The sequence below is a fragment of the Actinomadura sp. KC216 genome (genome assembly GCF_004348535.1).
Lineage (GTDB): Bacteria > Actinomycetota > Actinomycetes > Streptosporangiales > Streptosporangiaceae > Spirillospora.
The window spans coordinates 1-10326 of the sequence record NZ_SMJX01000291.1; the positions used below are offsets into that span (position 1 = coordinate 1).

Here is a 10326-nt window from a genome sequence, read left to right on the forward strand (position 1 = left end):
GCTTTCCTATGCCTGCGCCGGTGAAGGGGTTGGCGATCATGAGGGAGCTGGTGGTGGCCAGTTCGGGGTCCTGCGGCAGCGGCATCGCTCGGGTGCCCGCCTCGATCTTGCGGAGGGCGGAGGCCAGGGCGAGCGGGTCGCCGGTGAGGCGGGCCCCGGCGGCGTCGGCGGAGTATTCGCGGGTGCGGCTGATCGCCATCTGGACGACGGCGGCGGCCACCGGGCCGAGGACGAGCATGAGGAGCGCGCCGAGCAGGCCGGGACCCTCGTCGTCGTCGGAGCGGCCGATGGGGATGAAGATCGCCAGGTGGGACAGGTAGGTGATCACGGTGGCGATGGCCGCGGCGACGGAGGAGATGAGGATGTCGCGGTTGTAGACGTGGGAGAGCTCGTGCCCGAGGACGGCGCGCAGCTCGCGCTCGTCCAGCATCTGCAGGATGCCGCGGGTGCAGCAGACGGCGGCGTTGCGCGGGTTGCGTCCGGTGGCGAACGCGTTGGGCTGGCGGGTCTCGGAGACGAACAGGCGCGGCATCGGCTGGTGCGCGGACGTCGCCAGTTCCCGGACGAGCCGGTACAGCATCGGCGCCTCGACCTCGCCGACCTGGTGGGCGCGCATGGAGCGCAGGGCGATCCGGTCGCTGAACACGTAGGCGACGCCGTTGGTGGCGAGCGCGATGATCAGCGCGATCGTCAGCCCGGCCCCGCCGCCGATCAGCCATCCGGCCGCCAGCATCAGCGCCGACAGCGTGCCGATCAGCGCCGCCGTCTTGACGCCGTTGAACTGCACTTCCGCCTGCCTCCCCGTCGGTCCCCGTATCACGAACAACGGGTTGACCTGGGTCAACGTTCCCACTAGGTGGCTTGAGTCACCGTTTGTAGGACGATTTGCGGGGCGGCTGAGAGTACAAGCGCGGCGGTCGCTGTTGCGGTGATCGCGGCACGGACCGGCATTCCGGGCGCCGGATCGTAGGACGGACCGGCCGCGGGGGTGAACAGGCGCACGGCCCACACCAGGTAGTAGTACAGGCCGATGGCCGTGTTGATCGCCATCACGACGGCCAGCCAGGTGACGCCGCCCGCGACGGTGGCGCGGAAAACGACGACCTTGGCGAACAGTCCCATGACGCCGGGCGGCAGGCCCGCGAGGCAGATGAGGAAGAACGCGAGGGCGGTGGCGACGGCGGGGCTGCGGCGGGCGAGGCCGCGGTAGTCGTCGAGGGTGTCCCAGGACGGGCTGAGCGCCCCGGCAGTGCGGCGGCGGAAGCCGATCACTATGGCGAACGCGCCCAGGTTCATGACGGCGTACAGCGCCACGTAGGCGGTCGTGGCGGCGACGGCCTCCGGGAGCCGGTCGTCGCCGACGGAGAGCGGGGCCAGCATGTAGCCGGACTGGGCGACGGATGACCATGCGAGGAGACGGATCGCCGTCTTCTGCCGGAGGGCGACGAGGTTGCCGACGGTCATGGTCAGGGCGGCTAGGACGGCCAGCGTCGGGCCCCACACGTGGGCATAGGCGGGGAGGCCGAGGGCGAGGACGATCGCCAGGCCCGCGAAGCCCGCGGCCTTGGAGATCACGGACAGGAACGCGGCCACGGGCAGCGGGGAGCCCTGGTACACGTCCGGCGCCCAGAAGTGGAACGGGACGGCGGCGACCTTGAACGCGAATCCGGCCAGGACGAGGACGGAGCCGGCGGTGGCGACCGGGTCCAGGTCTGACGGCAGCCGGGTGAGCGCGGGGGCTATGCGGTCCAGGTGCATGGCGCCCGTCGCGCCGTAGACGAGGCTGATCCCGAAGAGCATGACCGCGGTGGAGACCACGGAGACGAGGAAGAGTTTCAGCGCGGCCTCGGACGCCGTCCCGTCGTAGCGGCGCAGCGCCACCAGCGCGAACACCGGGAGGGAGAGGGTCTCCAGCGCGACGAGGAGGAGGACGAGGTCGCGGGCGGCGACCAGGGTCAGCGCGCCGACCACGGCGGCGAGGAGGAGGAAGTGGTACTCCCCCACCGGCATCTTGGAGTCGGTGATCTCCTGGAGGGAGAGCAGGACGACGACCACCGCGGCGCCCAGGACGATGCCCTGGAAGAGGAGGGTGAAGTCGTCGGCGACGTAGGAGCAGGAGCGCGGGCCGGTGCCGCGCAGGCCGTCCGGGAGGCAGAGGGTGTCGCGGCGGTCGCCGAAGGCCAGGGCGATCACGGCGAGGAGGGCGATCGCCAGGGAGCCGACGCTCAGCAGGGACAGGACGCGGCGGGGTGCCTCGAAGGCGTCGGCGAGGAGGAGGCCGATGGCGGCGACGGCGAGGATCAGCGGTGGCGCGATCGCCGCGTAGTCAATGCTCTGGATCATCAGCCGCCTCCGAACAGGGCGCGGACCGGTTCGGTGGTCACGTCCAGCAGGGTCTTCGGCCACAGGCCGACGAGCAGCGTGAGCGCGATCAGCGGGACCCAGGCCGCGTACTCCTGCACCGAGACGGCCGCCGGCGAGCCCGGCCGCGCGGGGCCGGCCGCCGGGACGCCTCCCGGACTCGTGCCGCCGCGCGGGCCGTGCGTGAGCTTGGAGAGCATGCGCAGGAAGTACGCGGCGGTGAGCACCGCACCGAGCGCCGCGACCGCCATGAACGTCACGAACGTCTCGCGCGGGAGGTCGGCGTGCGGGCGGTAGGCGCCGAGCAGCGCCAGCATCTCGCCCCAGAACCCGGCGAGGCCCGGCAGCCCGAGCGACGCGACGGACGCGAACGTCAGGATCGACGCGAGCCGCGGGGACGTGCCGAGCATCCCGCCACCGAGCGCGTTCATGTCGGCGGTGCCCCAGCGTTCCTTGACCGATCCGGCGAGGAAGAACAGCAGGCTGGTGATCAGGCCGTGCGCGATGTTGCCGAACAGCGCGGCGTTGACGCCGACCGGGGTGAGCGTCGCGATGCCGAGCAGGACGAAGCCCATGTGGCCGACCGAGGAGTAGGCGATCATCCGTTTCAGGTCACGCTGGGCCAGGCAGGCCAAGGCTCCGTAGATGATCCCGATGACGGCCAGGAGGCCGAGCCACGGGGCCCAGAACTCCGCTCCGTCGGGTGCCAGGGGGAGGGCTACGCGGATGAGGCCGTACGTGCCCATCTTCAGCAGCACCCCGGCCAGCAGGACCGACCCGACGGTCGGCGCCTCGGTGTGCGCGTCCGGCAGCCAGGTGTGCAGCGGCCACATCGGCGCCTTGACCGCGAAACCGAGGCCCATCAGCGCGAACGCCGTGACCTGGAGGCCGCGCGAGAGCCCCGATCCGTGGCGGGCGGCGAGCTCGGTCATGTCGAGCGTGCCCGCCTTCGCGCCGACGAGCAGCATCCCGGCGAGGAGCAGGCCGGAGCCGAGGAGCGTGTAGAGGATGAACTTGGTGGCGGCGGCGCGGCGGCCCTTCCCGCCCCACAGCATGATCACCACGTACATGGGGATCAGGACGGTCTCGAAGAAGACGAAGAACAGCACGAGGTCGAGCGCGACGAACGTGCCGATCAGCCCGATCTCCAGGACGAGCAGGAGCGCGGTGAGCAGCCGGATCCGGCCGCCTTCGGGCGGGTGCCGCAGCGTGTAGAGGAAGCACAGGAACGTCAGCAGCGCGGTCAGGACGACGAGCGGCAGGGAGATCCCGTCGACGCCCAGGTGGAAGCGCAGCGCGATCGCCGGCACCCATTCCCGGTCGACTTCGAGCTGCATGCGGGACGTGGCGCCGAAGTCGAACGCCGCCGCGGCGGAGATCGCGACGAGCAGCGTCGCGCCGGACACCGCCGTCCCGAACACCCGGACCGCGGTGTCGGTGCGCAGGAACCGGTTCGCCGGGACGAGCAGCGCCAGCGCCCCCACCAAAGGGATCGCCATCATCAGCACGAAGATCACAGGAAGATCACCACCCCGGCCACGATGACGACGACACCGGCGAGCAGGCCGGTCAGGTAGTTCTGCGCGTTGCCGTTCTGCGGGACGCGGAGGAACCCGCCGAGCCGCCGCGCCCCGCGTCCGGCCCCGACGACGGCGCCGTCCACGCGGCGGGCGTCGAAGGTCACGACGTGGCGCGCCAGGGCCCGGATGGGCCGGACGATCGCCAGCGCGTACAGCTCGTCCACGTAGAAGGCCCGCGCGAAGACCGGACGGGCCGGGCCAAGCGCGCGCGCAGGATCGAGTGCGGGGTCACGGTTCCAGGTAAGGAACGCTGCGCCGCCGCCGAGCACGACCAGGAGCAGGCTCAGGAGAGCGGCCCCTACGTGAGGGCGCAACTCCTCGGCGCCGAGCCCGAAGAAGCCGAGGATCGCGGCGGGGACGGCCAGGACGGCGACCGTCCACGACATGACCCTGGACGGCTCGCGGATCTCGAACGTCCCGCGCGGCTCGCCGAAGAACGTCATCAGCCACGCGCGCATCGCGTACGCCGCCGTCAGCGCGACCGTCAGCAGCAGCCCCAGATACACCAGCCACGCGACCCCGCCCGAAATATCGACGTCGTAGGTCGAACCCGCAAGGAAGGCCGGGGCGGGCGCCTCGGCGCTGAAAGCGATGGCATGGGACGTCGGGTAGCCGGCGTCGGGCGACAGCGCCCCGAGGGCCGACAGCTCCGATCCGGACAGGGCCCTGCTCACGCTGACGGACGCGGCCTCGGACGAACCGCTGTGGAAAGCCGCGTGCTGGGCCGCCTCGATGACGGAGTCCTTGCTGAACCACCCGCTGAACGGCGGAACGCCCGCGAGCGCGGCCAGGCCGACCGTCATCGACCAGAAGGTGACGGGCATGCCGCGCCGGAGCCCGCCGTAGTGCGCCAGCATGTTGGAGCCCGCCACGACGATCACGCATCCGGCGGCGAGGAACAGCAGCGCCTTGAACGCGCCGTGCGTCAGCAGGTGGAAGATCGCGGCGGACTTGGCGCCGACCGCGAGCCCGGCGGCCATCACGGCGAGCTGGCTGATCGTCGAGTAGGCGAGGACACGCTTGATGTCGTCCTGCGCCAGCGCCGCGAGCGCGGAGCCCACCATGGAGACCACCGCGAGCACGCCGAGCACGGCGAGCGCCGCCGACGCCGACACGAACACCTCGTACACGCGGGCGACCACGTAGACGCCCGCCGCGACCATCGTGGCGGCGTGGATCAGCGCGCTGATCGGGGTGGGGCCCGCCATCGCGTCCGGGAGCCAGGTGTGCAGCGGGAACTGCGCGCTCTTGCCCGCGACGCCGGCGAGCAGCAGCAGCGCGCCCGCGGTGACCGTCGCGTCCGGCATCGTCCCCGCCTTCTGCAGGACGGTGCCGATCTCGAAGGACCCGGCACCGATGCCGAGGACGAGCACGCCGATCAGGAACCCCGCGTCGCCGAGCCGCGTGACGAGGAACGCCTTGACCGCCGCCCGCGAGTTCGCCCGGTCCTCCCAGTGGTGGCCGATCAGGAAGTACGAGCAGATGCCCATGACCTCCCAGCCCGCGTACAGGACGAGGAGGTCGCCAGAGTAGACGACCAGCAGCATCGCGGCCGTGAACATCGAGATGAACGCGGCGTAGGACGAGTAGCGCTCGTCGTCCCTCATGTAGGCGATCGAGTACACCTGGACGGCGAGCGCGACGCAGCAGACCATGAGGCCGACGACGGCGGACAGGCCGTCCACCTGCAGCCCGACCCGGATCGGCACCGAGCCGGTCTCGATGAGCGTGAGCGAGCCGGTCCGCTCGCCGGGGTCGCGCCACACGGTGAACGCGACGATCGCGGCGAGGACGAGCGACACCGCGACCGGCAGGCACGCGATCAGCGCAGGGCCGTTGCGCGCGGGCGGCACGGGCGGCACGGGCGGCGGGGGCGCCGCGGGCGCCGGCGGTGTCCCGGTGCCGGGGCGGCGGTGGCCGCCGAGCAGGCGGGTCAGGGACGGGCCGAACAGCATCCCAGCGAAAGCGGCGGCGAACGGCAGCAGGGCCACCAGCGAGGCGAGCCACATCACGGGGCGGCCTCCTCGACCGCCCCGGCCTCCCGGGCCTTCGGCGCGGCGGCACCTGCGGGTTCAGCGGCTTCGGCCGGACGGGACGAGTCCTCTGCCAGGGCGCGGAGGCGGTCGACGTCCACCATCCGCCGGTTCCGGTACACCAGCAGGACGATCGCCAGCCCCAGCCCGACCTCCGCCGCCGCGATCACGATCGTGAACAGCGTGAGGACCTGCCCGCCGTGCAGCCGGTCCTGGTACCAGACGTCGAACGTGACGAGGTTGAGGTTCACCGCGTTCAGCATCAGCTCGACCGACATCAGGACGAGGATCGCGTTGCGGCGCGCCAGCACCCCGTACACGCCGACGGAGAACAGCAGCGCGGCGACGACCGTCGGGTAGGCGAGATGCATCAGCCGTCGCCCTCCTCCTCCGCCGCCCCCGCGCCCGCTTCGGGACGGGGGCGGATGTCCGATCGGGACAGCACGATGGCGCCGACGAGCGACGAGAGCAGCAGCACCGACAGCACCTCGAACGGCAGCACCCACGTCCGGAACACGGCCGCGCCGAGCTCCTCGGCCGATCCGGAGCCCTCGCGCAGCGGCATCCGCTCGTCCCGGAACCCCATGAGCACCACGGTCACCAGGACGGCGGCGGTGGCGGCGGCGACCGTCGCGGCGGCCCACCGGTTGCCGGAGTCCAGGTCGGCGGACTCGCCGATCGGCGCCCGCGTCAGCATGATCCCGAACAGCAGCAGCACGACGATCGCGCCGACGTAGATCAGCACCTGCACCCAGGCGACGAACTCGGCGGTGAGGACGAGGTAACCGCCCGCGAGCGCGCCGAACGACACCACCAGCCACAGCGCCGCGTGGACGAGGTTCCGCGTCGTCACCACCAGGATCCCGGACCCGACGGCGACGACGCCGAGCAGCGCGAACACGACCTCCTGGCCGCTCATGCCCGCTCCCCGCGCGGGGGGCGGGAGGCGGCGCGCGAGGCGGCCTTCTCAGCGGTGGCGACTTCCTTGGGCGGCTCGGCGGACGGGTCGTGCGCCTGCGGCGGCGGGACCGTCCACATCCATTCGCGCAGCCGGTCCTTCTCGTGGGTCAGCTCCGCGATGTCGTATTCGGCGTACTCGAACTCCGGGGACCAGAACAGCGCGTCGAACGGGCACGCCTCGATGCAGATGCCGCAGTACATGCACAGCGCGAAGTCGATGGCGAAACGGTCGAGGACGTTGCGGGTGCGGGGGCGTCCGCCGCCTTCGGCGGGGAGGGTCTCCTTGTGCGAGTCGATGTAGATGCACCAGTCGGGACACTCGCGGGCGCACAGCATGCAGACGGTGCAGTTCTCCTCGAAAAGCGCGATGACGCCCCTGCTGCGCGGAGGCAGGTCTGGCTGCACTTCCGGGTATTGACGCGTTATGGAACGCCGCGTCATCGTCCGCAACGTGACCGCCAGCCCCTTGGCCAGCCCGCCTCCTGGTAGCCGTCCCACGCGCCCCATGATTGCGCACGATCGCCTTCGGGGGAACGCGCTCGCGTCCGCGTTCGTCCAACCAGGCATAGGCCCCGAGGTCAGGGCGCGGGTCGCGGGCAGGGAGGGCATGTGAGTCAGCACGCGGACCACCCTGGGCGGCGGCCTGCAAAGCGGCCTTACGGTCCGCCCGGTTGGCGTCCCCCGTATCCGGGGCCGCCCGTCCCACCGGTTCCGCCGGGACGTCCGGTCCCGCCCGTGCCCAGTGCGCCGAAGGAGACCGCGCGCGGCGTCCTGTGGGCGTTCGTGCCGTTCATCACGCTCGGGTACGGGACGCCGTTCTCGTTCCTCTACGCGGCCATCCGGCGCGGGTCGTGGAACCTCGGCGCGACGGCGGCCGGATACGGCGCCGGGACGGCGGGCGTCATCACGCTCCTGCAACTGGACAACGTGATCTTGACCGTGCTCGGCACGTTCATGGCGATCCTGCTGTGGATCGCGGGCACCGCGCACGCGTTCGCCGTGCGGTCGTCGGTCTTCCCGCGCGAGGTGCCGCGGAACCGCCTCAACGAGCACGCGATCGAGGTCGCCAAGTACCGCAGGTCGCTGCGCGAGGAGGCCCGCGCGCTCGCCGCCGAGGACCCCGCGCTCGCCCGCGAGCTGCGGATCGGCCGCCCGGACGTGCCCCGCACCTACGACGACGGCGGGCTGGTGGACGTCAACCACGCGCCCGCGGAGATCCTCGCCGCGCTGCCCGGCATGACGCCCGAGCTGGCGGAGCGGGTCGTCCGGCACCGCGAGGAGCACGGCGGGTTCGTGTCCGTCGAGGAGATGGCGGTGGACGTCGACATCCCGCCGGACGTCCTCCCGGAGATGGCCGACTTCACCATCTTCCTCAGGTAACCCCGGGTCGGCGGGGTCAGAGCGCGACCTTGAGGACGCCGGTGAGCGCGAGCTGGGCCAGCGAGAGCGGCACCAGCCAGGCCCAGGCGAGCTTCTGCAGCTGGTCCTCGCGCATGCGCGGGTAGCTGACGCGGAGCCAGATCACGCAGAACGCCAGCACGCCGACCTTCATCAGCGTCCAGAGCCAGCCGAGCTCGGTGTTGAGGAACGGGCCCTTCCAGCCGCCGAGGAACAGCACGGTCGTCAGCCCGCACAGCACCACGATCCCGGCGTACTCGGCCAGCAGGAACAGCGCGAACCGCAGCCCGCCGTACTCCGTGTACGGGCCGAAGATGATCTCGGAGTCGGCGACCGGCATGTCGAACGGCGGGCGGCGCAGCTCGGCGAGGCCCGCGACGAAGAACACGACGGCGCCGGCGGCCTGCCAGGGCAGCCAGTACCAGCGCCACTCCTCCACGACGCCCTGGAGCGACAGCGTCCCGGCCGCCATCGCCACCGACGACGCCGCGAACACCATCGGCAGCTCGTAGGACATCAGCTGCGCGGCGACCCGCATCCCGCCGAGCAGCGAGTACTTGTTCGCGCTCGCCCAGCCCGCCATGATCGCGCCGATGACGCCGACGCCCATCACGGCGAGCGCGAAGAAGATCCCGGGGCCGAGGTCGAGCGCGACCTGCCCGCCGGGCCCGATCGGGATCACGAGCAGGACCAGCAGATACGGGACGAGCGCCACGCCAGGGGCCAGCTTGAACACCCACCGGTCGGCGTCGCGCGGGACCACGTCCTCCTTCTGCGCGAACTTCACGCCGTCTGCGACGAGCTGCGCCCAGCCGTGGAAGGCGCCCGCGTACATGGGGCCGAGACGGCCCTGCATGTGGGCCATGACCTTGTGCTCGGCCTGCCCGACGAGCAGCGGCAGCAGCGCGAACGCGGCGGCGACCAGCGCCAGTTTGACGACGATCTCAAGCATCGGGCGCCTCCTCCGAGCCCGAGCCCGAGTTCCCGCTCGCGTCTGCGGGAGGAGCGGCGCGGCGGCGTCCCGCGCGTTCCGCCGCGGCGCCCCAGGCGCCCTCTTCGGGCACGCCCGGCGGGCGGACGCGGCGGCGGCTCGGCGCGCCGTGGCCCGACTCGCCCGGCTCCTTGGCGCCCGGCCACGGCTTGGCGACGCGGGCGGCGAGCACGAAGTCCTTGCGGAGCGGATGGCCCTCGAACCCGTCCGGCAGCAGCAGCGGGACGAGGTTCGGATGGCCCTCGAACAGCACGCCGAACATCTCCGCCGTCTCCCGCTCGTGCCACTCCGCCCCGCGGTAGACGCCCGTCGCCGTCGGCAGGACGGGCGCGCGCTTCGGGACGCGCGTCCTGACCAGCAGGTGGTGGCGGCGTTCCAGCGAGTACACGTGGACGACGACGGCGAAGCCCTCGTCCAGCTCGTCCACGCCGGTCAGCCAGTCGAAGAAGCCGCAGGACAGGTCGTCGCGGGCGAAGGTCAGCGCGTCCAGCCAGTGCTCGGGCGGCACCCCGACGGCGAGGCCGCCGGTCGTCTCCTCGGTGGTGATCTCGTCGCCGAAGCGGGCCGTCCAGGCGTCCACCAGCGCCTGCTGATCGGGTCGCCCTTCCTGTTCGGCGCTCACCGCTCGCGGCCGATCTCGTCGTCGTGGCCGTCGTCGGTCAGGCCCGGGATGATCGACGGATCATGGCCGTCGCCGGCGCCCTCGCCGTCCTCCAGATGCGGGACGGGCATGGTCACGTCGTCGGCCGGATGCACGCCGGGCGGGATCTCCGCGACGACCGGCACCTCCACGGTCGGCGCGTCGGGCCCCGCGGCCGGCTCCTCGATGATCGGGACCTCCACGGTCTCGGCCGCGGGGCTCCCGCCCTGCGCCTCGGGGTCGGGGTCGGACTCGCCGAGATGCCAGACGGGCACGGTCTCATCGTTCGGGCCCGCCACCCCGTTGCCGCCTTCCGGCAGCTCCGTCGTCGTCTCGGCCGGAGGCGGTGGGGGGAGCGGGGGC

The 10326-nt window shown here is 72.1% G+C and carries 10 protein-coding genes and 1 pseudogene; 1 reads left to right on the forward strand and 10 read right to left on the reverse strand.

The window, feature by feature from the left end; all coding sequences use genetic code 11:
- From E1264_RS33805 to E1264_RS33835, 7 genes are all read right to left on the reverse strand, one after another.
- Nucleotides 1-787: M48 family metalloprotease (locus tag E1264_RS33805; protein ID WP_207936572.1), on the reverse strand; the 787-nt coding region annotated here is incomplete at its 3' end.
- Nucleotides 788-852: 65 nt separating this feature from the next.
- Nucleotides 853-2343: an NADH-quinone oxidoreductase subunit N gene (locus E1264_RS33810; protein ID WP_132180093.1), complete on the reverse strand. Its 1491-nt coding sequence runs from the start codon at nucleotides 2341-2343 to the stop codon at nucleotides 853-855.
- Complete coding sequence (locus E1264_RS33815) at nucleotides 2343-3878, reverse strand: NADH-quinone oxidoreductase subunit M (protein ID WP_347813439.1); 1536 nt, start codon at nucleotides 3876-3878, stop codon at nucleotides 2343-2345. Before E1264_RS33815 ends, E1264_RS33810 begins: the two co-directional genes overlap by 1 nt.
- Entirely contained in the window at nucleotides 3875-5950 is a 2076-nt protein-coding gene (locus E1264_RS33820) for an NADH-quinone oxidoreductase subunit L (RefSeq protein ID WP_132180107.1), read from the reverse strand. Before E1264_RS33820 ends, E1264_RS33815 begins: the two co-directional genes overlap by 4 nt.
- Nucleotides 5950-6345, reverse strand: a complete 396-nt coding sequence (gene nuoK / locus E1264_RS33825; RefSeq protein WP_132180095.1) for an NADH-quinone oxidoreductase subunit NuoK — start codon at nucleotides 6343-6345, stop codon at nucleotides 5950-5952. Before nuoK ends, E1264_RS33820 begins: the two co-directional genes overlap by 1 nt.
- Nucleotides 6345-6893, reverse strand: a complete 549-nt coding sequence (locus E1264_RS33830; RefSeq protein WP_132180097.1) for an NADH-quinone oxidoreductase subunit J — start codon at nucleotides 6891-6893, stop codon at nucleotides 6345-6347. The genes nuoK and E1264_RS33830 overlap by 1 nt, the downstream gene beginning before the upstream one ends.
- A complete protein-coding gene (locus E1264_RS33835) occupies nucleotides 6890-7432 on the reverse strand; it encodes an NADH-quinone oxidoreductase subunit I (protein ID WP_243711326.1) in 543 nt (180 codons plus the stop codon). The genes E1264_RS33830 and E1264_RS33835 overlap by 4 nt, the downstream gene beginning before the upstream one ends.
- Before the next feature lie 237 nt (nucleotides 7433-7669).
- Here E1264_RS33835 and E1264_RS33840 point away from each other — a divergent pair, with 237 nt between their 5' ends.
- On the forward strand, nucleotides 7670-8314 hold the full coding sequence (locus E1264_RS33840; RefSeq protein WP_243711327.1) for a helix-hairpin-helix domain-containing protein: 645 nt from the start codon (nucleotides 7670-7672) through the stop codon (nucleotides 8312-8314).
- 16 nt (nucleotides 8315-8330) lie between these two features.
- On the opposite strand, the gene E1264_RS33845 is transcribed toward E1264_RS33840, so the two are convergent.
- The 3 genes and pseudogenes from E1264_RS33845 to E1264_RS43945 all read right to left on the reverse strand — a co-directional run.
- Entirely contained in the window at nucleotides 8331-9284 is a 954-nt protein-coding gene (locus E1264_RS33845; protein WP_132180101.1) for a complex I subunit 1 family protein, read from the reverse strand.
- Complete coding sequence (locus E1264_RS33850) at nucleotides 9277-9945, reverse strand: NADH-quinone oxidoreductase subunit C (RefSeq protein WP_243711329.1); 669 nt, start codon at nucleotides 9943-9945, stop codon at nucleotides 9277-9279. The genes E1264_RS33845 and E1264_RS33850 overlap by 8 nt, the downstream gene beginning before the upstream one ends.
- A pseudogene (locus tag E1264_RS43945) lies at nucleotides 9942-10326 on the reverse strand (hypothetical protein); the annotation flags it as partial. The pseudogene E1264_RS43945 and the gene E1264_RS33850, both read right to left, overlap by 4 nt.

Coding starts and splice junctions, on each gene's coding strand:
- E1264_RS33830 (WP_132180097.1), bottom strand. CDS start 6,893: ATGAGCGGCCAGGAGGTCGTGTTCGCGCTGCTCGGCGTCGTCGCCGTC.
- nuoK (WP_132180095.1), bottom strand. CDS start 6,345: ATGCATCTCGCCTACCCGACGGTCGTCGCCGCGCTGCTGTTCTCCGTC.
- E1264_RS33845 (WP_132180101.1), bottom strand. CDS start 9,284: ATGCTTGAGATCGTCGTCAAACTGGCGCTGGTCGCCGCCGCGTTCGCG.
- E1264_RS33820 (WP_132180107.1), bottom strand. CDS start 5,950: ATGTGGCTCGCCTCGCTGGTGGCCCTGCTGCCGTTCGCCGCCGCTTTC.
- E1264_RS33810 (WP_132180093.1), bottom strand. CDS start 2,343: ATGATCCAGAGCATTGACTACGCGGCGATCGCGCCACCGCTGATCCTC.